The organism is Bacillus sp. AFS018417 (genome assembly GCF_002560985.1).
Classification (GTDB): domain Bacteria; phylum Bacillota; class Bacilli; order Bacillales; family Bacillaceae_G; genus Bacillus_A; species Bacillus_A rhizoplanae.
Genome location: NZ_NTTM01000013.1, coordinates 128,374 through 149,146 on the forward strand (window position 1 = coordinate 128,374; position 20,773 = coordinate 149,146).

Below are 20,773 nucleotides of genomic sequence, written 5' to 3' on the forward strand. Positions count from 1 at the left end.
GTTGAGAATTTTTACTGTCCACGAATAACAGGATAAATTGTAGATTTTTTTCTGACAATATTTTATACTAAAATGGAATGTTGGGAGGGATTCAAAGATGAATGAATTTGAAAAAAACGTTCAAAGTAAGCGTAACGACGCTACTGATTCAGGGGTAGGCTTTATAGTTTCATTCGGATTTTTTACCACATTATTTATCATCGCAACAGTCATTAAATTTATCGGTTCTTAAAGACTGCATGTGGCAGTCTTCTTTTTTTCTGTGTTTCATCATATGTTAACTTACTGCGAAACGTTCCCGTCTCCCCTTGAAAAACATAAGAAATTGCCCCTTGTTCATCCGTTCTCCACACTTCAATTCCGCGCTCCCTTAAACGCTCTAACACTTCGATATGCGGATGTCCATAACGATTGTTTTCTCCAACAGAAATAACGGCTGTTTTCGGCTGCACTATATCCAAAAACTGTTGTGAAGATGACGTTTTACTACCATGATGTCCAACTTTTAAAACGTCTGCATGCAGCTCTGGATACCATTGTATAAGACGCTTCTCACCTATTTCTTCTAAATCACCTGTAAATAACCATGTTAGTCCTCCTATTTTTGTCCAAATCACAATAGATTGATCATTATCTTCTTTTTCTTCTCCTTCTGGGGATAATACCGAGAACACCGCATCTCCAGCCTTCCAGCTGTCTCCTCTTTCTACAATTCGAATAGGTATGTTCTTTTGCACAGCAAGCTGCTTTATTTGTTGTTCAGGTAAAGAGAATTTTATTTTCTTCCCTAGCACAACCTCTTTCACAGCAATGGATTGCATTACTTCTTTGGCTGCTCCCATGTGATCCATATCTCCATGTGTCACAATTAATTTATCAATCATTCGCACACCCTCTTTTTGTAAAAATGGAATGAGAATATCATGTCCAACAGAAAATTCATGTTTTTTCTGTTGCCATTCTTCTTTCTTTACTGGAAGTGTCCCACCCGTATCAATTAAATACGTTCCTTGATTGTATGGGAGACGAATCAAAATCGCATCCCCTTGCCCAACGTCAATATAAGTAATACTTCCGTTTGCATTCACATATGGAAATGCATAATGACATATACTAAGCAGAAAAAAGCTCGATAGAAACAACATGCGATATTTTCTCCAAATAAGTCCCTCCCATGATAAAAGGACACTTACAATACTCATGCAATATAACATAACGATAAATGGCGGTGTTTGCCCAAAGGTAAGACGTACAAACGGTAAAGCTTCGCACATTTGGAGCATCACATTCGAAACGTGTATACATAGAGACAATATGTGAGCTAACCACTGCGACACAATTGGGAGAAATACTATACATATAAGAAGCACAATGCACATAGGTAAAACAAATAAAGATAAAAACGGGACATAGATCATATTAAGAAGAATACTGTAAGGAGAAAAATACCCAAAGTGATAAAGCAAAATAGGCGTACTTGTTAACTGGGAAATAACCGAAAGATACATAGAATTTTTTACTATACCATTTTCACTAGCTAGAAGCCGTGACGAAGATAATAAAAGGGAAAAACTTCCTACGAATGAAAACTGAAATCCAATGTCAAATAGTACATACGGATTATAAAAAAGCATAATCATCAATGTCATACTTAAAGCATCTATCCCCGAGACTCGGATTGCTTGCGTGAGTGCTCCTAGCACAATAACAGCAGCTATAGATGCTCGTACAACAGATGGTGAGGTCCCTGCACAAAACATATACAGCGGAATACAAACGAGTAGGAGCATCGTCGTACTTTCACGTGTCATACCAATTCGAAGTGATACAAAATAACACATTGCAGTTAACAGAACAATATGCGATCCTGATATCGCCAATAAATGAACAAGTCCAAACTGTTGATACTGTTCCTCTACCTCAAACGTCATATATTGACGATCACCAAACAATAAAGCATTCATAAAGGCTCCTGACTGCCCAGAAAACGTTTCCCCTATATAAGAAATAGCTGATTGCCTCACTGAATATAACCAATGAATAAAGGAAATATCTTTTTGCACACAATTCGAGATTGATTCAACCTCAAAAAGAGCATGAATATGCTGTTTATATAAATAATCCTTATAATCAAACGCATAAAAATTCCGAGGGGGTGGTGGCCCTTTCAAAGTGCCGGTAAACGCACACACCATACCAGGATGTAATTGCTTTAATTCTTCTTTTAATTTGCGAGATGGAATTTTGTAAACCAACTGCACTGTTTCATTACTTTCCATTCCTAACTGAAAAGAAAGACGATTTCCGTTTATAAGTGGTGTACTTTGAATTGTACCTGTTACGTTTGTTTCACGAAAAGAGAGCATAGAATGATTTTGTGTGTCTACGTAGATTGCGTATACATATGTAAGACCAAATACGAGGACAATCAAGGAGAGTATTGGAAGAGAAGTACGAGAAAAACAAATTAAACAATAGCAACCGAATATAAGAAAAGGAACGATAGAAAAAGAGGAATAAGCTGTTGCAATCCCAAAGATAACTGAGATTGCAACGTAGCTCCATTGCCCACGGAACACGTACTCACCTCACGGTTTATACCATATTTTTTGCCTGCAGTAATACTTGTTGCAACTGTTCCAACGTCATTTCGTCCGTTTCTAACGAAGACAAAAGCTGTTTTAGCTCCTGCATTTTCTGTTGTTCTTCCAATGTTGTTACGTCAAATGCAAGAGGAACATGTTTTACTCTTACGTTGGCTTGCTCAAATAACTCAAGTGCATACGGATGATTTTTATAATCTCTTGCATAATACACCGCTGTAATACCACTTTGAATAATTGCTTTACAGCAATGTAAACACGGAAAATGCGTAACATAAATTTCCGCTCCATCTGTTTTCGCACCAAATTTCGCACATTGCAGTATTGCATTCATTTCCGCATGAATTGTGCGCACACAATGATTATCGATCACATAGCACCCTTCATCTATACAATGCACACCGCCAGCAATCGATCCGTTATAACCACCAGCAATAATGCGTTTATCCCGCACAATTGTCGCTCCAACCGCAAGCCTTGTACACGTGCTGCGCAGTGATAACAAATGACTTTGTGTCATAAAATATTGATCCCAAGAAACTCGTTCCATTATCTTCACCTACTTTTTAATCTTCTTACAGTTTAGCGAAATAAGAAAAAAGTCGTCAATCATTTAAGGAACAATTATTTCATCTTTTATTTTTTCCAGCGATTTTTCACCAATCCCATCAACCTCCAATAAATCTTCTACTTTTTGAAACGGACCGTGCTGCTCGCGATATTTCATAATATTTTCTGCTTTTCTAGGACCAATGCCAGATATTTTTTCAAGTTGCTCCTTTGTCGCTGTATTAATTTGTATTTTCCCTTCCTGCAAGGAAAATTCATTCACAGTAGCAGTTTGTTCTCCTTTTTTTGGTACATAAATCATCATTTGATCTTGCACAAGCTGCGCTAAATTTACCTTTGTTACATCTGCTTCTGGCAAAAATCCGCCTGCCTTTTCAACACTATCTTTCACCCGATCTCCAATTTGTAATTCATACACCCCTTCACGATGCACAGCTCCTTTAACATCAACTACAATCGGTTTCGGCAGTTTAGAGTCTGTTACCTTTGTTTTCTCCTTCCTCTCTTCTATCTTAGAATTCGCTTCCACTTTCACTGCCGGTTGTTCTTGCCAACCTTTTGTTTGCCATACAAATAAAATACCGACAATACCAATTGCTGCAAACAAAACGAGCCACTTTCTTTGCAAATTCATCATCATTTTGCACCTCTAATTCATAAATTCAAAATAAACTTCATATTGTTTAGGAGAAAGATGTTACGAAGGAGGGGATGAAACATTGAACATAGGAATAATAGGAACAGGGAATATGGGGAATATACTCATTGATGCATGTATCGAAGCCCGGGCTGTCAAACCTTCGTGTCTTACTATCATTAATCGTACTTTCGCAAAAGCATATCATATAAAAGAGAAGTATCCTTCTATTCATATAGCAAAAACAATTCAAGAAGTAATTGAACGCTCTGAGCTGATTTTTATTTGTGTAAAACCATTCGATATATATCCTATTTTGACAAAGCATGCTTCTATTCTTACAAATGACAAATGTCTAGTTTCCATTACAAGCCCTATATCTACCGTACAATTAGAAACGATCGTATCCTGCCATGTTGCTCGTATTATCCCGAGTATTACAAATCGCGCATTAGCTGGTGTCTCCTTATGCACATTCGGAAAAAAATGCTCACAAGAATGGCAAACACTGTTATTGGAATTGTTTCAAAAAATCTCTAAGCCTATTATCATTGAAGAGAATATCACAAGAGTGGCATCTGATATCGTAAGCTGCGGTCCGGCATTTTTCAGCTATTTATTACAACGCTTTATCGACGCCTCTGTAGATGAAACAAATATTACACGTGAAGAAGCTACTATTTTAACGAGCGAAATGATTATTGGGATGGGAAAACTGTTAGAAAAACAAATTTTCACCTTGCCGACTTTGCAGGAGAAAGTGTGCGTAAAAGGCGGTATAACAGGAGAAGGGATTCGCGTTTTAGAAGAACATATTGGAGATATGTTTAACAAGGTGTTAAAACGAACACATGAGAAGTATGAGGAGGATGTTGAGCACGTGGAACAGCAATTTAATAAGCATTAATATATCTCTTACGACAAAAACTACTATATTCCTTCATAAATGCTTTATTTTTTTGCGGTCTACCTTTATAAGTAAAAAAGCAACCATTCATACGGTTGCTTTTTTACTATGAATTCTTTTTAGCGACAAAGAAAATACGCTCTGTTTGTTCTGTTACTTCAGTTCTTTCGAAGTCTCCCGTTACGCGAAGAACAGTAAAACCAGCTTCTTCAAGCCATTTTGTCAATTCTTCAACAGGATATGTACGCTGCATATGCAACTCATCAAATCGATGATACACATCCTCCTCTTCATCTCGTACAAAAAATGTTAAATCATGCTCAACGCTGTTTGTTTCTTCACCAGGGAAGCAGTTCCAAATGAGAGAAATTTCTTCTTCATTAACTGTATACGTTTCATTTTGAAATACGTGATGAATTTTATAAAGAGAGTGAACATCAAATAAAAATAAACCATCTTGATGCAAATGATGATAGACACGTCGAAACGTTTCTTGAACGCCTTCCCCTTGCAATACATAATTTAACGAATCACAAAAAATCGTCACGCAGTCAAACTCACCTGGAACATCCAACTCGCGCATATCCTGTTGATAAAAAGGAATAAAGTGACCTTCTTCACATAGCTTTTGCTGAGCGATTGTTAACATTTCTTCTGATAGGTCTACTCCCGTTACATCATATCCTTTTTTCACAAGGGGCAATGTGACATTCCCCGTTCCGCAAGCTACATCAAGAATTTTCGCATCTGTTTTACCAATTTGTTCTAAGCTTTGTTCCGTAAATTCCATCCATTTTTCATACGGGACATCATTCATTAGCTCATCATACAATAATGCAAATTGTTCGTATCTCATTGACCTAACTCTTCTGCGATATCTTCGCGCGGTACATCGCCCCAAAGACGTTCTAAGTTATAGTAATCACGCTCATCTTTATGGAATACGTGTACAACAACATCCCCAAGGTCAACTAACACCCAACGCGCTTCTTCAAAACCTTCCATGCGCTTTACATCAATGTGTACTTCATGTGCTTGTCCTTTAATTTCACGAGCGATTGCTTGTACTTGTTTATCAGAGTTACCATGGCAAATCACAAAATAATCCGCAAGCGGGGAAATCCCTTGCATATTTAAAACAACAATATCTTCTGCTCTTTTATCGTCAGCTGCTCGTGCTGCCAATACTAACAATTCTCTATCTTTCATTTCGTAAAGTCCTCCTTAATGACTGCATTATACGTTTGAAATGTTAATGGATAAATCGTTTGGTTCTTTTCCATTAAAAATTGTACTGTATGCTTTAAAGCATATAATAACGCTTGATTAATATCTTCTCGCGCCAGCTTCCGTGCTTCTTTAACGCCTGGAAACTTACGGCCGGGTTCAATATAATCCGCCACGTAAATCACTTTATCAAGCATTGTCATTTGTTCATGCCCACTCGTATGATACGTAATAGCTTGTAATATGTCAGCATCTGTAATACCGACTTCTTTTTCTACTAAATATGCCCCAACTGGTGCATGCCATAATTCTTTATTATAATGCAACAAGTCTTTTGGTAAATTTTCTCGTTTAATAATTTCTTCCATCTCCGAAATCGGTCTACACTTTGCATAATCATGAAAAATCGCTGCCATCTCGGCCTTTTTCTCGTCAACACCATATTGCTTTGCGAGTTCAATGGCCGTTTCCATAACACCAATTGTATGGATATAACGCTTTTCATGCATTTGTTGTTTCACAATTTCAAGTGCTCGCTTACGATCCATATAACCCATTCCTCTCAATGTATTCCTGTACCTCTTTTGGAAGCAAGTATTTGCATGTCTTCTTCTTTGTAAAACGTTCACGTAAAAGTGATGAAGAAACAGCGAATTCTGGAATCTCCACCTTTACAATTTTATAAGGAGTAGAAAGTGTATAACCAGGACGAGCAACGCCGACAAACGTAACGAGCTTCAATAATTCATCGATGTTATACCATTTTGGTAAGTATTCGACCATATCCCCGCCAATAATAAAATGGAATTGTACGTCTGGATGCTCCTTTGTCAATTGTAACATAGTGTCATACGTGTAAGATGGGCCTTCTCGTTCAAGCTCTGCTAAACAAACAGAGAAGTGCATTTCTTGTTCGATTGCTAAATGGATCATTTCTAAACGATTACGTACACTTGTAACTTCCCTATCTCGTTTATGAGGGGGGATTTGATTCGGTAGAAACCAGACCTCATCAAGTTGCAATGCATCATACACTTCATTTGCAATTAACAAATGTCCATTATGAGGCGGGTCAAATGTCCCGCCAATAATCCCGATTCTCTTCAAAGAAAACGCCCCTTTACCTTGTTCTTACAGGCAATAGATCTCGCCCAAAACTTCTAATGCGTTAAAGAAGCAAGATACCTATAAAAACCCGATTGGTTCAACGAACTGTGATTGGAATAAAATTTCCTGAGATCGTTACTTTGTTTTTGGTAACACAATACGTTTATTTTCTTTTGATTCTTTATATAAGACGATTGTGTTTCCGATTACCTGTACAAGCTCTGCTTTTGCACCTTCCGAAAGCTCTTCTGCTACTTCATGACGATCAAATTCACAGTTTTGCAGTACACTAATTTTCATTAGCTCGCGCACTTCTAGCGCTTCTGCAATTTGCTTTATCATATTTTCATTTACTCCACCTTTACCAACTTGAAAAATTGGTGTTAAGTGATGTGCCTCAGCACGTAAAAATCTTTTTTGTTTTCCTGTTAACATGTATTTAGCCTCCAAGCTTTTTCATTACTATTTGTTTCATTCGTTCTATATCAGGTAAGCGACCCGTCCAAATTTCAAATGCAAGCGCCCCTTGAAATACAAACATATCAATGCCATTTTGCACAATTGCTCCATGCGCCTTCGCATCTTGCAACAATTTCGTTTCAAATGGATTATAAATAATATCAGACACAATGCTTCCTTTTTTTAAATCACGAATGCGTAGTGGTGTATCTTCTACATGCGGGTGCATACCTACTGTCGTTGTATGGATAATAATATCGTACAGTGCTTGTTTGTCTGTTGCTTCTTCTAAGGAAAGCGCCAAAGACATAACTTCACTTCTACAATCTGTAATAAGCTGCGCTGCTTTCTCTACTGTACGATTCGCAATGTCAATCTCTTTCACACCAGCGGCTGCAAGTGAATAATAAATCGCACGACACGCTCCACCAGCTCCAAGCAGTAAAATACGTTTGTTCGTTAATGGCTCTTTACTAATAGATTGCAATGAACGAACATACCCTATTCCATCTGTATTATAACCAATTAATTTTCCTTCTTTATGAAGCACTGTATTTACCGCACCGATTTGTTCTGCTAACGGGTCAATTTCGTCTAAATGCTGCATAATCGAAACCTTGTGCGGCGTTGTCACATTAAATCCAATAACTCCAAGTGCCTTCAATCCTTTCACCGCTTCGCCTAATTCACTCTCCTGAACGAGAAAAGCATGATAATGTGCATCCATCTCTAAATATGTAAACGCATCATTATGCATAAGCGGTGATAAGGAATGTCCAATTGGATTTCCAATTACACCATATAATTGTTTCACAAGTCCTCACCACTTTAGATTAAAGATTTACGTAATGAAACACTAACTCCTTTTGGTACATGCGCTGCAATTTTTGCGCCAGCTTCATTCACTGTTACCCATCCTAAACCTGAAAATACAACATCGGTTTTCGGTTCACGAATTGTAAACTCATATTTTACAAGCTCTGGCATGTTCTCAAGTTCTTCTGGTGTTGGTGGATTTAATAGTTCTCCAACATGTTTTTCATACAATGCATCTGCTTTTTCAAGCTTCGTGCGATGAATTGTAAGACGATTGGATAAATGACAAGTAAATGAACGACGACCACCGCTTATATAATCAAATCGTGCTAATCCACCAAAGAATAACGTTTGTTCTTCATTAAGTTGAAATACCATCGGCTTAATTTCTTTTGTTGGAGTAATTATTTTCAAGCTTTGCTTTCCAACGTAATGCGCCATTTGATGATGATTAATAATACCTGGTGTATCATATAAAGATGAAGTTTCATCTAATGGAATATCGATTAAATCCAGCGTTGTACCAGGGAAATGTGATGTCGTAATAACATTTTCCGTTTCCTCACTAAACTCTTTAATGATACGGTTAATAAACGTTGATTTCCCAACGTTTGTACATCCAACAACATAAACATCTTTTCCATCACGATATTGTTCAATTGCGCTTGCGAGCTCATCAATACCTTGACCTTTCGCTGCACTAATTAAGAAAACATCTTCTGGCTTTAACCCAAGTTGTTTTGCACTATAGCGCATCCAATGTGTTAGCTTTTCCGGTTTCACTGATTTTGGAATTAAATCCGCTTTATTGCCGACAAGAAGTACTTTATTATTTCCAACAAAACGGTGTAAACCAGGTAGCCAGCTTCCGCTAAAATCAAAAACATCAACAATTTTAACAACTAACGCATCAGATTGTCCAATTCCATTTAAAATGCGTAAAAAATCATCATCTGTTAATGACACATCTTGAATTTCATTGTAATGCTTTAAACGAAAACAACGCTGACAAATGATATGTTCTTTCTCTAACGAAGAAGTTGGTGCATAACCAATTTCATTTTTATTTTCTGTTTGGATTGCAACACCGCATCCAATACATTTAAACGTCTCATTCAAGCTTTATTCCTCCCAATTAATTAAACCTTTTTTCTTCATATTACGCATAATTCTACGCTCAATTTTCCGGTTAAAACGAGTCATAAACCCATCTGTTTGTGCAACTGGAACAACTAAAATCGTGTGCAGTCCAACACGATTACCTCCAAGCACATCCGTTAATAATTGATCTCCAATTACAACTACTTCTTCAGCACGCAGATTCATTTTCGTTAGCGCTCGTTTAAAAGCACGAACAAGCGGCTTACGTGCACTATGAATAAACGGAATACCAAGTGGATCAGCAAAATCTTTTACACGTTGTTCGTTATTATTCGAAACAACTGTCACTTGAATGCCGTGTTCTTTCATTTTTGCAAACCACTCTTCTAATTGCGGCGTCGCATTCGGACGATCCCATTCAATCAAGGTATTATCTAAATCAGTAATAATCCCTTTTATACCTCGATTTTCCAATTCTTCAGGTTGAATATGATACACGTTTTTCACGTATTCATTCGGTAAAAATAAACTCAATCTCTTTCACCTCTTTGAGGGGTTTTGTAAAGTTCAACTTCTCTTTTTGAGAGCGATTTTCTCTCAAAAAGGGTTAGTTGAACTTATCGGGCTCTTACAGGAAGTTATTCTTCTCGTAACTTCCACTGCTACTGCCCGTTAGTAGCAGGATAAATCTTCTAACGGCTGCTGTCCGTTAAAGTTGGATAAAATTTTTCGACAGCATTTTTCGATTGCGTACCTGTGGATAAACTTGTACACAATTTCCACATTGAAGTTTCAGTTAATTCTAAAATTACCAACAATTATTACACATCTTATCCACGATAGCATGTGGATAACCAACAGATTGTGATATAAGACAAATTTTGGTACATTAAATGAGACAAACTTACCTTTTTCGCAGGAGGTGAACCGCCTTGACGGCGAAACATATGGAAAAGTTATCTACTGAATTACTCACTGAGTCTTATTATAAAGCAAAAGAATTAAAATTAAATCCCGACTTCATTTTACTTATTAAACAAGAAATCATTAGACGCTCACTAGAGGACAAGCTTTTGAAATCGTCTTAAATACATATACAGTGAAACTTCCATAGGTGGACTATTACCCGCTTATGATTAGTTGACCGGATCGCCTTAATAAGCTCTATATATTAAGGTTAGAGCTTTACTGCCCAGTCAGTGCAAAACAGATACTGCTTCACTTGTAAAAAGAGCCATCTATAAGACGGCTCTTTTATTATAAAGTGAAACGAGCTATATAAAAGCTGCTTCTTTTATAATCGAGTTGCGACTTTTTCACCAACACGAACCTCTTGCCCACTAGTTAATGATTGAACTACTTCAATCATATCTTTTTCAAATAATAGAACGACTGTAGAGCCAAATGTAAAGTAAGCCATCTCTTCACCTTTTTGAATAACTTCTCTCTCATGCAACAGTTCAATACTATTAACAAACATTGCGCCTACTTTAACAAGAGCTAACCGCGCCCCCTCACTCTCTATTTCAGTTACAGAGCGATAGTTTTTGGATAACGTATCTTTTCCATATTTCATACCTGCTGCATTAACAGGATAGGATTTCCTTCCAAGTACAAAACGTTCTGTCACTGCACCTGAAAGCGGGCTATGAATACGGTGATAATGGCTTGGACTTAAATAAATAACCATATATGTACCACCCGCATAGCGTGCTGCTCGTTCTTCCGTACCAAGCATATCTACAATAGAATATTGTTTTCCTTTAATCTCAAACATTTTTGCCTGATCAATAGGACCGTGATCTGCAAAAACACCATCAACCGGACTCACAACGCTGGATACTTCTGTATCAATTGCTCGTTTTCCCTGTTTTAATTTACGCGTAAATAATTCATGCAGCGTTCCGTACTCTTTTAAATCCTTCTCCATCTCATCTTGCCTAATTTGAAATACTTTCGCATAAGACGGAATAATAATCGAGCTTAAACGCGACTGCGCAAATTTACGCAATACATAGGACGTAAAACGACCGTTTGTAAGTTCAATCAATAATCGATATAACGTACGTCGCAAACTGCGAAACCCCCTACTATGATATATAATTTTCTAATAAGACTATTACATGTAGTTTTTCCTATTTTTGTTTCTATATCATAAATTATTAGCACCTTTTAATATTACAGATAGAACCCATCATTTTCAACCGTGAACATAGATTTATCAAAGGAGTTTCATTTTATCCAAAAAGAAAAGTGCCTGCTTTCGAATAAAATCAGGCACTTTCCATCTTTAAGATTTCCCCTTCTTCTCTTTTTCTGCACGAACAAATTCATGAAACATCTTCATTAATGCCCTCTTCTCAATACGCGATACATAGCTCCGCGATATACCAAGTGCTTTCGCAATCTCCCGCTGCGTTTTCTCTTTCTCCATGCCAAGACCAAATCGGTTTACAATTACTTCTTTTTCCCGTTCATCTAATATATCGATATACTCTTTAATTTTCTCAAGTTCCATACTCAGTTGAATGGTGTCAATCACATCTTCTGATTCTGACTTTAAAATATCTATTAAAGAAATTTCATTCCCTTCCTTATCTTGCCCGATTGGATCATGAAGAGAAACATCTTTTTTTGTTTTCTTTAATACGCGTAAGTGCATTAAAATTTCATTTTCAATACATCGAGCAGCATACGTTGCCAATTTTGTTCCCTTTCCTTGCGAATAGCTTTCGATCGCTTTAATTAAACCAATCGTACCGATGGAAATTAAATCTTCTGCATCTTCTCCTGTATTTTCAAATTTCTTCACAATATGTGCCACAAGACGTAAATTATGTTCGATGAGGAGATTTCTTGCGTGCGCATCTCCTTGCTCCATAAGCTCTAAGTACCTTCTCTCCTCATCAGGCGACAACGGCTGTGGAAATGCGTTATTTTTGACATACGATACGAAAATAAAAACTTCGCGAATCATATATCCAATTGCGGCGAACAGACTCAACCTCTTCACCTCCGCAAAAATAGTGGTCTTTCCTATATGTATGTGGGCGAGTGGTTGTTTGTGTCTGTACAACGCAAATATCAATTCTTGTCTTTTTTAAAGTCCGTTATCAAATCAAAACCTTTTTTATCATACATTTAGAGTCCCATCCAAATTACTTATTGAAGGGGATTGATGTTGGCATAAAGTGAAACTTCCATCAGTGGGGGTTTTCTTCATCCCCCACTGATGGAAAGCCTGCCCAATCGGGCGCATGCCAGCAGTTATCCCCCACCTATCTTCTTCACTCTTCTCTGAATCTTGAGGTGGGGGTCTTACTGCCCACGAATAGCGGGATAAAAATGATTGAAATTTATGCTGCTATTCGTGCCGAATCTCCTAACCCTAGATTTTGTTTCTAATCCTTATAGGACAGGAGGTGGAGGAGCTATTGGAGAGAAAGGAACAGGTGAAGTTATAGGACTAGGTATCAACTGATTATGCAAGACGGTATTTCCCTCTTGCGGCACACCCGCAGCATTAGTCCCAAATGTATTGACGATGACACGTCTGATATGAGCAGGTGGGTGAGTAAAATTAGACGAAAAAGTAACAATCACTTCGTAGCAAGGACTTGGCAGATGTGCAGATTGTGGTGGAGATGCGTGAATCGTAAAAAGACTGCGTGGCGGAATCGTAAATGTAAGAGGTGTAAAAATCGATTGGACATTGTTAGGAGGAACGATATTAGTTTGCTGCGGTTGAACCCCTTGTGTCGATAAAGACGGATTGATAGCTTGTCCGGCTAGAAATCCAGCCTTAGCAAACTCTGTAGGATTCCACGTATTTTGCCAATCTAACACGGACACAGTGACCGTTTTGGATTCGTAGAAATCCTCATTCAAAAGCGTAACAACCACAATCTCAGTATTGGGATTTCTCAATATAGGTCCTGTTGTAAATACGTGTAATTTTTGTGGTCTTTGAGCTCCTGCAATCGGAACCGGAGACTCATACGGATGGAAAAATTTTTGATCTTTTGGGGGCAAGAATAAATAAACTCCTTTCTATTGAAATATACTATAAATATATGAAATAAAACTCCTTTTGCTTGTATCCTTGTCCACGTTTTTTCTAGCAAACCTCCGTATGTATCTCAGCTTCATATTAGATTGACACAGCACGTTGTTATCGAGAGTACAAATTATCTATTTTTTGTCTTTATATAACTATAGATTCATTTATATCATCACACACGATATCACTGTATTCCCCTCCCTATTCCCTTTACAAATAACAAAAAACGACTAGAATTTCTAGCCGTTTACTTCGTTTCACGATGTAATGTTACTCGCTTTAATCGCGGACAATATTTTTTTAGTTCAATACGCTCTGGATTGTTTCGTTTATTTTTCTTTGTAATATAATTGCGATCACCGCATTCTGTACAAGCTAATGTAATATTTACACGCATAAGTTTACACCTCCTAGAAAATTCATTCTTTGAAACAAAACGTAATCATTACGATTTATATCATAAACTTTGTAATTCACTTTGTCAATTCTATAAAAAAACGGTTCTCCTTATTTGAAGAACTGATTCATTCTTCGATATATACTATCGATATAATCGAATTATAGTTTCATCATTTTTTCCCATTACAATCATTAAAACTGCAATCATACAGAAACTTATACAAAGAACGCAAAAAATACCTCGAATTCAACGATATAAAAAAGACAAATAACTGAAACAATTTGTTCATACGGAATTCACATCAATCAATTAGTATAGAAAATGTACATAGTTATAACAAACACTATGTGTGAAGGAGGACAGCCTAATGAAAACACGCTATCGCTTTATGATCTCATCATTCGCAGCATGTGCGTATATGATTTGGTATTTAGTTTAAGCAACCTTACCTTCCAAATAAGAAAAAGGTGTGTATATAATGGAATATAACCAATCAACAGTTGATTATTGGAAAGCATTTGTATTACCTTATACATTTGCTCTTGAAGAACTCAAAACAAAATTTGAAATTATGAACCGGGAAGCTCAGTTTCTAGAAGACTATAACCCGTTTGAACATATAAAAACACGATTAAAACAACCAAAAAGTATTATTAAAAAGCTAGAACGAAAAAACTTAGGACCAACTGTCGAAAACGCCCAACATCATTTATTCGATATTATTGGTATTCGAATTACATGTTGTTTTGTGGAAGATATTTACTATTTAAAAAATTTGATAGAAAAACGAACAGATATGGAAATCATAGAAGTTAAAGATTATATTGCAATGCCAAAACCAAATGGCTATAAAAGTCTCCATATGATTATTAAGTATCCATTAGCATTAAATTCAGGAACACAAGATGTTTTTGCAGAGATTCAATTACGTACGTTAGCAATGGATTTCTGGGCAAGTTTAGAACATAAAATGTATTATAAATATGAAGGAAATATCCCTGAATATTTAAAGCAGGAATTACATGATGCCGCTATGAAAGCTGAAGAACTTGACAATAAGATGGCATCTATCCGTCAAGATATTGATGATATTGAATCGTGTTCAGAGCGCATTTTATTACCTGTGTAAAAGGAGTTCTCGATTTTAGAGAACTTCTTTTTTATCCCGCATTAACGGGCAGTAGGACCCCTACTGATGGAAGTTTCACTTTATCCTTCTTCAATCACACGTACCTCTTCTATCTTCCATACACCATTTTCTTTTCCTACGGTGTAACGAACTTTCTTTTCAGCAGATTCTTCTTTCTCTTTTGTTTCTACTACAGCATACTCTCCTTCAAAATTCCTTACACTAAAATCCAATAATTCGATTTTTTTATTCTTATTTTTAAATTCTGCTTCTTTTTGGGCTTTTGTATCCTCTAATCCTAATGACTTCGTTGAAAAAAGTGCCATATGCCCCTCAAAGTTTTTCTCATTTATTGTTTGAATATAGGAATCTATTAACTTTTTAATTGCTTGTTGTTCTTCCTCCGGTATAGGCTTTGTCATCTTTTTATTTTTCTCTTCTTTATGAATCGTTTCTTCTTTTTTTATTATGTCTTTTTGTACTTTTTCTTGTGAGCTACATCCACATAATTGAAAACTTATTATGCCTAAAATCCCTAATCTCTTTAGAATTCGTTTCATATATGCCCCCTCCAAAATCAAAAAGAAAAAAGCAAGGCAACGAAGCCCCGCTTTTTCTTCATATTAGCGTCTACCTTTATTTGGGTCGCCGCCGCCAATAATATCAAATACACGTTTTGCTAAGTTTGTATTTTCTTGAACGCCAGCAAATAAGTATTTTCCTGGTCCAAATGCATATACACCAACATCTTCACCAGTATGACCACCTGTTGTCCAACCTGTGTAAGAGCGTGTATTAAAAATTGCTTCAATTGCATTATCAATCTTTGTTACATCTTTTGACGTCGCAGCATCATTCACAGATTTAACTTCTTCAGGTGTTAATTGTAAATCAATATACTTTTTCAATGTTTCTTCAACATTTGCACCTTTAGCGATTTCAGATGCCATAAAATCAGGTGTACGTTTTGCTGCTTTAATTGGCTTTACATCAAAATTGTACACGCCGTTTGCTCCAAGAGAAAGACCACCAGTAGAATGATCAGCAGTTGCTACAACTAGTGTATGCTTATCTTTTTTCGCAAACTCAATTGCTGCTTTAAATGCTCTTTCAAAGTCTTCCATTTCACTCATTGCTGCAACAACGTCATTATCATGACCAGCCCAGTCAATTTGGCTGCCTTCTACCATTAAGAAGAAACCATTTTTATTTTTATTTAAACGATCAATTGCAGCATTTGTCATATCTTCTAAAGAAGGTGTTTTGTCATTACGGTCAATCATTTTATCGAAACCGCCTGGCGCAAATAATCCAAGAATTTGATCGTTCTTATCATTTAATAATTGCTGACGATCCGTTACATAGCTATAACCATCTTTTTTAAATTCTTCTGTAAGATTACGGTCTTTTCTTACAAAGTTATTCACGCCGCCTCCAAGAAGAACGTCTACTTTATGCTTACCATTAATTTTTTCATCGAAGTAATCATTTGCAATTGCATCCATATTTTTTCGATTAATATCATGTGCGCCGAAAGCTGCTGGTGTTGCATGTGTAATTTCAGAAGTTGCAACTAACCCTGTTGATTTCCCACGCTCTTTCGCTTGCTCTAATACTGTCTTTACGTTTGTTTCGTCATTATCTACCGCTATAGCTGCATTGTATGTTTTGATTCCTGCTGACATTGCAGTTGCAGCAGAAGCAGAGTCTGTAATATTTTGATGCTCATCTTCTGGATATGTAACTTGTGTGCCTACAAGGTGTTTATCGAATTCTGTTTGCTCCATTTCAAATGTTTTTGGATTATCCTTCATATAACGATGCGCTGTCATATAAGAAGGGCCCATTCCATCCCCGATTAAGACAATTACATTTTTAATCTTTGCATTGTCTTCTTTTTCATCTGCTCTAATGACATCTGAACGCGTAACATTCCATGTTACAATTGAAGTAAGTGCTAACGATGAAACAACTGCAAACGGCCATGCTTTCTTCATAAATTTTTTCACCTTATAGGTCCCCCTAAATTTTTAATTCAATCCCCACTACCCAATTTAATAGAGAACTGTTAAGAGAAAATTAGAAATATGTAAATATTTTGTTAATTTAAGGTGAATATTGTTGCAAGCTGTATTTCTTTGTCGTTTTACTTATTGACATATATGATTCTTCCAAATGCAGTATGTTTGTACACACACTCTCTTTCCTTAACGCACAACAAGACAGAATCTTTTGATTGTTCCATGATAAAATGTATCTACTAAAGAAAAACGAGGGAGTGTAATATATGCAGATAAAAGCACTAAATCAGTCTGATATCCCACAACTTCTATCTCTTTGTGATGCAGTGGGTTGGTTACATGACATTGCGTTTATGAAGGAACAATTTGAAACCTTCTTTTCTATCGGTACTTTGTTTGGCCATCATAACGAAGGTAAACTTATCTCTTGTATCGCTGTTTTTCCATATAAAACAGGATTTACTTCTATTGGTATGCTTATTGTTCATCCAAATTTTCAACGAAGAGGATTAGCACGCTCTTTGCTGGACATTTGCATAAAAAATGCTCCGCCATTACAACCTTTTGTTCTCATTGCAACGGATGCTGGTACGCCGTTATATCATACATATGGATTTAACACAATTACTTCTATTCATCGATTAGAACGAAATAGCACAGAAACAAAAAACAACTCCTTTTCTACTAGTCAAATCACGAGTCAGGATCTTAACACGCTCATTCAACTCGATTTCATAGCAAGCGGTGCCCATCGTTCCAAGTTGTATTCAATACTCTTAAACCGAACACACCTTGCATTAAAAATAGAAAAAAATAATAGACTAGAAGCTTTTGCGTTATGTATACGAAAAGGAAATACCTTATGCGTTACTCCCCTTATTGCTCACAATGAAGAATATGCCTTGCATTTACTGCTATCCATATGTAATCAATGGAATGGAACTGTTCGTATCGATGTTCCTCATTCACAAAAAAGCTTTAGGGACAAACTGTTATCATTTGAGTTTAAAGAAACGCTGCTTTCTCCTCTCATGATAAAAAACGGAGAGAATCTTCCTGGTAAACGAGATTTCATATTTGCTATGATGGATGCAGCGCTATGCTAGAAAGGGGAAAACACTTTGAAACGATGGAAGCTCTACATGCTCAGCTGCTTTGTTCTCACAACGTTAACGAGCTGCAGCACAATTGAGAAGCAAACAAAAAAAGCAACACAAATAAAAGAAACAATTGCAACAAAACTAGAGACAAACGAAAAAATGATTGAAATTGATGGACAAACCATTTACTTTAAACAAATCGGTAAAAATAAACCACCTTTACTTATGCTTCATGGCTTTGGGGGCTCATCAAATGGATTTAGTGATATTTATCCAGATTTAGCAAAAAACCATACAATTATTGCTGTCGACATTTTAGGTTTCGGCCATTCTTCAAAACCGATGGATTTTCGCTATTCCTTCCCAAACCAAGCAAATTTGTATTATAAATTAATGAAAAAATTAGGATATGATACATTCGCTGTATTAGGACACTCTATGGGCGGAGAAATTTCTTTAAATTTAACATACTTATATCCTGATGCTGTAACCCACCTTATTTTAACGGATGCAGTAGGAGCAGAAACTTTACAGCACGGCAAAGGATCTCCAAAACCAACATTATCAACTGATTTAAGTACTGTCTCTACTCCGAAAGAATATCGCGAGGAAGAAGTTAAGTATAAACGTGAAGATACAGCACATCATGACGAGTTAGGCAAAATGTGGCCGCGCCGTTTACGCATTAATGCTGATGAAATCAAGGTGCCAACGTTAATTATTTGGGGAAGAAATGATAAAAGCGTTTCCTGGAAAAGCGGCGAAACGTATCATCAATTCTTAAAAAACAGTACATTTCATATTATCGAAGAAGGCGAACATGCACCATTTCGTCAACAGCCGCAAGAGTTTATGCAGTATGTTAATGAGTTTTTCAAGAAGTATCCTACTAACCCCCACTGATGGAAGTTTCACTTTATAGCAAAATCACCCCAAATTCGTTAAAAAGGGTATCTCATGATGAGATACCCTTTTTATACGCTAAGCGGCTTGATTTTTATAATTGCGGGATTTTTCATTTAAAATTTTTGATAAAATAAATCCATCTACACCAAATTTGCCAGCATTATAACCTGAAACTAAAATAAACATAGACAAGATTACTAATTGTGGATTCACACCCGTTGACCCACTAAACATATAGGAAAAGTTCATTACAAGACCAAAAAATACAGCTGTTTTCGTTAAACATCCAACAATTAATCCTATTCCAACTAAAATTTCTCCCCATGTAACTAAAAAATTAAATAGCTCTATATTGGGAATTGCTACTTCATTTAAAAAAGATGCCCACCATGATTGCACTGCAGGATGAGCTCCTGATGCTTGTTCAATTGCTCCTTTTAAATAACCTGTTGCGTCAAATCCGCCACCTGTTAGCTTTTTCATCCCTGCCATAAGCCACGTATAACCAATATAAATACGCACTACTGCTAGTACATAGGAAACTGCTTTGTTCTCTCTTAAAAACTGAATAACCATATATTCCTCCTGATTTTTGTAATTAAATTAATTACATGAATACAACAACATTCGTAACCGGTTTCGTTTCATTCATTATGAATGCTTTTTATCAATTTTTACAAAATATTTCAAACGTACGTTTTATAACCACTTTTATTTGCAAATAAAAACTTGAACCTATAATAACACAGACGATAATGATTTTCATTACTATTTACAAAAAAATTATGTTCTCAATGTCAAATTTTATAAAAAAGCATATTTTTATCTTTTTAGATGGGTAGACTCCTACTTATCGTTAGTACACAACCAGGCTTTTATAAACACCTCCCCCTCACTGATGGAAGTTTCACTTTATTTTAATCTTTTTTCTACTATAATTGAATTTCATACATCCCTGTTTCCTCTAAAAAGTCTTCCCTCATTAATACTTGTTTCATTACATATTGTCTATATGCTGTAATCGTTCCATCATGAGAAACAATTATTACGCGTGAAACTTGTAACGTTTTACACCATTCAATGAAGCTATGAGCAGCCGTGCAAAACTCAAGCTCTGAAATCGTATTGATCCCATTACTCCATAACTCTTCATTGTGTTCTTCTGCTAATGAAAATTGAGGGAACAACTGCTGCATGTTCTTTTGGCTTAACATTTTGTCACAAGGCAACGTTCTTGCTCCTTCTCGATATGGAAAAATACGAGGCGAAATATATGGATGGACAACTTTCCTACAAGCAACATGCTCACTCCATAACGCAGCTGTCTGCAACGTTCGCACTGTTGGACTTACAATCAATACATCGCTCTCATGCAGAGGTAAATTTTCTTGCAGTAATAATGCCTGTTCCCTTCCCTTATTTGTGAGATATGGATGATTCTTCCGCAAACTATCCGGCAGATTTGTTGTATGCTCTCCTTCTCCATGTCTGACAAAAATAAGTTTCATATCAACGTCCCTTTCTATTCCGTATTAACATAAAGTCCCTTCGCTCATAGAAGTTTCTCCTTCTCTTCTTTACAAAAAAATCCTCTCTTTATAAAAAAAGAGAGGATCCACATATATCTAAATTTAAGGGGGAAACAAAGTAATATGACCCTTTCCTTACAGGAGTTCAGCATCTACATAACGAATATAATGTGTTATGCAAAAATAGAAATGGGTGATTTT

The 20,773-nt window shown here is 36.4% G+C and carries 25 protein-coding genes; 6 read left to right on the plus strand and 19 right to left on the minus strand.

Features of this window, described 5'->3' with window-relative positions:
• The first annotated feature begins 97 nt into the window (after positions 1 to 97).
• Positions 98 to 232 (plus strand): YqzM family protein, encoded by a 135-nt coding sequence (locus CN326_RS07505; RefSeq protein WP_098307876.1) that lies wholly within the window; start codon positions 98 to 100, stop codon positions 230 to 232.
• Here CN326_RS07505 and CN326_RS07510 read toward each other — a convergent pair.
• The 3 genes from CN326_RS07510 to CN326_RS07520 all read right to left on the minus strand — a co-directional run bounded on the left by CN326_RS07510 (position 219) and on the right by CN326_RS07520 (position 3,813).
• Positions 219 to 2,579 (minus strand): DNA internalization-related competence protein ComEC/Rec2, encoded by a 2,361-nt coding sequence (locus CN326_RS07510; protein ID WP_098307878.1) that lies wholly within the window; start codon positions 2,577 to 2,579, stop codon positions 219 to 221. The genes CN326_RS07505 and CN326_RS07510 overlap by 14 nt on opposite strands.
• Before the next feature lie 16 nt (positions 2,580 to 2,595).
• Positions 2,596 to 3,153 carry a ComE operon protein 2 gene (locus tag CN326_RS07515; protein WP_098307880.1) on the minus strand — a complete coding sequence of 186 codons (558 nt, stop codon included), beginning with the start codon at positions 3,151 to 3,153 and terminating at the stop codon, positions 2,596 to 2,598.
• Positions 3,154 to 3,216: 63 nt separating this feature from the next.
• A complete protein-coding gene (locus CN326_RS07520; protein WP_098307882.1) occupies positions 3,217 to 3,813 on the minus strand; it encodes a helix-hairpin-helix domain-containing protein in 597 nt (198 codons plus the stop codon).
• Between the two features lie 79 nt (positions 3,814 to 3,892).
• Here CN326_RS07520 and comER point away from each other — a divergent pair, with 79 nt between their 5' ends.
• Positions 3,893 to 4,717, plus strand: a complete 825-nt coding sequence (gene comER / locus CN326_RS07525; RefSeq protein ID WP_098307884.1) for a late competence protein ComER — start codon at positions 3,893 to 3,895, stop codon at positions 4,715 to 4,717.
• Between the two features lie 106 nt (positions 4,718 to 4,823).
• On the opposite strand, the gene CN326_RS07530 is transcribed toward comER, so the two are convergent.
• From CN326_RS07530 to CN326_RS07565, 8 genes are all read right to left on the minus strand, one after another.
• Positions 4,824 to 5,573 (minus strand): class I SAM-dependent DNA methyltransferase, encoded by a 750-nt coding sequence (locus CN326_RS07530; RefSeq protein ID WP_098307886.1) that lies wholly within the window; start codon positions 5,571 to 5,573, stop codon positions 4,824 to 4,826.
• Entirely contained in the window at positions 5,570 to 5,926 is a 357-nt protein-coding gene (gene rsfS, locus CN326_RS07535) for a ribosome silencing factor (RefSeq protein WP_098307888.1), read from the minus strand. Before rsfS ends, CN326_RS07530 begins: the two co-directional genes overlap by 4 nt.
• Complete coding sequence (yqeK, locus tag CN326_RS07540) at positions 5,923 to 6,492, minus strand: bis(5'-nucleosyl)-tetraphosphatase (symmetrical) YqeK (RefSeq protein WP_141524995.1); 570 nt, start codon at positions 6,490 to 6,492, stop codon at positions 5,923 to 5,925. The genes rsfS and yqeK overlap by 4 nt, the downstream gene beginning before the upstream one ends.
• Entirely contained in the window at positions 6,482 to 7,051 is a 570-nt protein-coding gene (locus CN326_RS07545; RefSeq protein WP_098307892.1) for a nicotinate-nucleotide adenylyltransferase, read from the minus strand. The genes yqeK and CN326_RS07545 overlap by 11 nt, the downstream gene beginning before the upstream one ends.
• Positions 7,052 to 7,186: 135 nt before the next feature.
• On the minus strand, positions 7,187 to 7,486 hold the full coding sequence (yhbY, locus tag CN326_RS07550; protein ID WP_098307893.1) for a ribosome assembly RNA-binding protein YhbY: 300 nt from the start codon (positions 7,484 to 7,486) through the stop codon (positions 7,187 to 7,189).
• 4 nt (positions 7,487 to 7,490) lie between these two features.
• Entirely contained in the window at positions 7,491 to 8,324 is an 834-nt protein-coding gene (gene aroE, locus CN326_RS07555) for a shikimate dehydrogenase (protein ID WP_098307894.1), read from the minus strand.
• 14 nt (positions 8,325 to 8,338) lie between these two features.
• On the minus strand, positions 8,339 to 9,445 hold the full coding sequence (yqeH, locus tag CN326_RS07560; protein WP_098307896.1) for a ribosome biogenesis GTPase YqeH: 1,107 nt from the start codon (positions 9,443 to 9,445) through the stop codon (positions 8,339 to 8,341).
• 3 nt (positions 9,446 to 9,448) lie between these two features.
• Positions 9,449 to 9,961 (minus strand): YqeG family HAD IIIA-type phosphatase, encoded by a 513-nt coding sequence (locus tag CN326_RS07565; RefSeq protein ID WP_098307898.1) that lies wholly within the window; start codon positions 9,959 to 9,961, stop codon positions 9,449 to 9,451.
• Between the two features lie 398 nt (positions 9,962 to 10,359).
• On the opposite strand from CN326_RS07565, the gene sda reads away from it, so the two are divergent.
• Positions 10,360 to 10,515 carry a sporulation histidine kinase inhibitor Sda gene (gene sda, locus CN326_RS07570; RefSeq protein ID WP_141524996.1) on the plus strand — a complete coding sequence of 52 codons (156 nt, stop codon included), beginning with the start codon at positions 10,360 to 10,362 and terminating at the stop codon, positions 10,513 to 10,515.
• A gap of 206 nt (positions 10,516 to 10,721) precedes the next feature.
• Here sda and CN326_RS07575 read toward each other — a convergent pair whose 3' ends face one another.
• From CN326_RS07575 to rpmG, 4 genes are all read right to left on the minus strand, one after another.
• Positions 10,722 to 11,501 (minus strand): phosphatidylserine decarboxylase, encoded by a 780-nt coding sequence (locus CN326_RS07575; protein WP_098307900.1) that lies wholly within the window; start codon positions 11,499 to 11,501, stop codon positions 10,722 to 10,724.
• 216 nt (positions 11,502 to 11,717) lie between these two features.
• Positions 11,718 to 12,431, minus strand: a complete 714-nt coding sequence (gene sigK / locus CN326_RS07580; protein ID WP_098307902.1) for an RNA polymerase sporulation sigma factor SigK — start codon at positions 12,429 to 12,431, stop codon at positions 11,718 to 11,720.
• Positions 12,432 to 12,835: 404 nt separating this feature from the next.
• Positions 12,836 to 13,459: a hypothetical protein gene (locus CN326_RS25015; RefSeq protein ID WP_098307904.1), complete on the minus strand. Its 624-nt coding sequence runs from the start codon at positions 13,457 to 13,459 to the stop codon at positions 12,836 to 12,838.
• 275 nt (positions 13,460 to 13,734) lie between these two features.
• Entirely contained in the window at positions 13,735 to 13,884 is a 150-nt protein-coding gene (rpmG, locus tag CN326_RS07595) for a 50S ribosomal protein L33 (RefSeq protein WP_001265619.1), read from the minus strand.
• 481 nt (positions 13,885 to 14,365) lie between these two features.
• Between rpmG and CN326_RS07600 the strand changes: the two genes are divergently transcribed.
• Positions 14,366 to 15,016, plus strand: coding sequence for a GTP pyrophosphokinase (locus CN326_RS07600; RefSeq protein ID WP_098307905.1), 651 nt, complete (start codon positions 14,366 to 14,368; stop codon positions 15,014 to 15,016).
• A gap of 80 nt (positions 15,017 to 15,096) precedes the next feature.
• Here the strand turns inward: CN326_RS07600 and CN326_RS07605 are convergent, their stop codons facing one another.
• Positions 15,097 to 15,576: a hypothetical protein gene (locus tag CN326_RS07605; RefSeq protein WP_098307906.1), complete on the minus strand. Its 480-nt coding sequence runs from the start codon at positions 15,574 to 15,576 to the stop codon at positions 15,097 to 15,099.
• Positions 15,577 to 15,639: 63 nt separating this feature from the next.
• Positions 15,640 to 17,025, minus strand: a complete 1,386-nt coding sequence (locus CN326_RS07610; RefSeq protein WP_098307908.1) for an alkaline phosphatase — start codon at positions 17,023 to 17,025, stop codon at positions 15,640 to 15,642.
• A 278-nt stretch (positions 17,026 to 17,303) separates the two neighbouring features.
• Here CN326_RS07610 and CN326_RS07615 point away from each other — a divergent pair, with 278 nt between their 5' ends.
• Positions 17,304 to 18,143, plus strand: a complete 840-nt coding sequence (locus CN326_RS07615) for a GNAT family N-acetyltransferase (protein ID WP_098307910.1) — start codon at positions 17,304 to 17,306, stop codon at positions 18,141 to 18,143.
• Positions 18,144 to 18,158: 15 nt separating this feature from the next.
• Positions 18,159 to 19,040, plus strand: a complete 882-nt coding sequence (locus CN326_RS07620) for an alpha/beta fold hydrolase (protein WP_098307912.1) — start codon at positions 18,159 to 18,161, stop codon at positions 19,038 to 19,040.
• A 78-nt stretch (positions 19,041 to 19,118) separates the two neighbouring features.
• Here the strand turns inward: CN326_RS07620 and CN326_RS07625 are convergent, their stop codons facing one another.
• The gene (locus CN326_RS07625; protein WP_098307914.1) at positions 19,119 to 19,619 is read right to left on the minus strand and encodes a DoxX family protein; all 501 of its coding nucleotides are present in this window, start codon (positions 19,617 to 19,619) and stop codon (positions 19,119 to 19,121) included.
• 356 nt (positions 19,620 to 19,975) lie between these two features.
• Positions 19,976 to 20,551 carry a histidine phosphatase family protein gene (locus tag CN326_RS07630; protein ID WP_098307916.1) on the minus strand — a complete coding sequence of 192 codons (576 nt, stop codon included), beginning with the start codon at positions 20,549 to 20,551 and terminating at the stop codon, positions 19,976 to 19,978.
• Positions 20,552 to 20,773: the final 222 nt, after the last annotated feature.

Coding starts and splice junctions, on each gene's coding strand:
- CN326_RS07530 (WP_098307886.1), bottom strand. CDS start 5,573: ATGAGATACGAACAATTTGCATTATTGTATGATGAGCTAATGAATGAT.
- CN326_RS07520 (WP_098307882.1), bottom strand. CDS start 3,813: ATGATGATGAATTTGCAAAGAAAGTGGCTCGTTTTGTTTGCAGCAATT.
- rpmG (WP_001265619.1), bottom strand. CDS start 13,884: ATGCGTGTAAATATTACATTAGCTTGTACAGAATGCGGTGATCGCAAT.
- CN326_RS07630 (WP_098307916.1), bottom strand. CDS start 20,551: ATGAAACTTATTTTTGTCAGACATGGAGAAGGAGAGCATACAACAAAT.
- CN326_RS07600 (WP_098307905.1), top strand. CDS start 14,366: ATGGAATATAACCAATCAACAGTTGATTATTGGAAAGCATTTGTATTA.
- CN326_RS07505 (WP_098307876.1), top strand. CDS start 98: ATGAATGAATTTGAAAAAAACGTTCAAAGTAAGCGTAACGACGCTACT.
- rsfS (WP_098307888.1), bottom strand. CDS start 5,926: ATGAAAGATAGAGAATTGTTAGTATTGGCAGCACGAGCAGCTGACGAT.
- CN326_RS07605 (WP_098307906.1), bottom strand. CDS start 15,576: ATGAAACGAATTCTAAAGAGATTAGGGATTTTAGGCATAATAAGTTTT.
- yqeK (WP_141524995.1), bottom strand. CDS start 6,492: ATGGATCGTAAGCGAGCACTTGAAATTGTGAAACAACAAATGCATGAA.
- CN326_RS07615 (WP_098307910.1), top strand. CDS start 17,304: ATGCAGATAAAAGCACTAAATCAGTCTGATATCCCACAACTTCTATCT.
- CN326_RS07625 (WP_098307914.1), bottom strand. CDS start 19,619: ATGGTTATTCAGTTTTTAAGAGAGAACAAAGCAGTTTCCTATGTACTA.
- yhbY (WP_098307893.1), bottom strand. CDS start 7,486: ATGTTAACAGGAAAACAAAAAAGATTTTTACGTGCTGAGGCACATCAC.
- CN326_RS07515 (WP_098307880.1), bottom strand. CDS start 3,153: ATGGAACGAGTTTCTTGGGATCAATATTTTATGACACAAAGTCATTTG.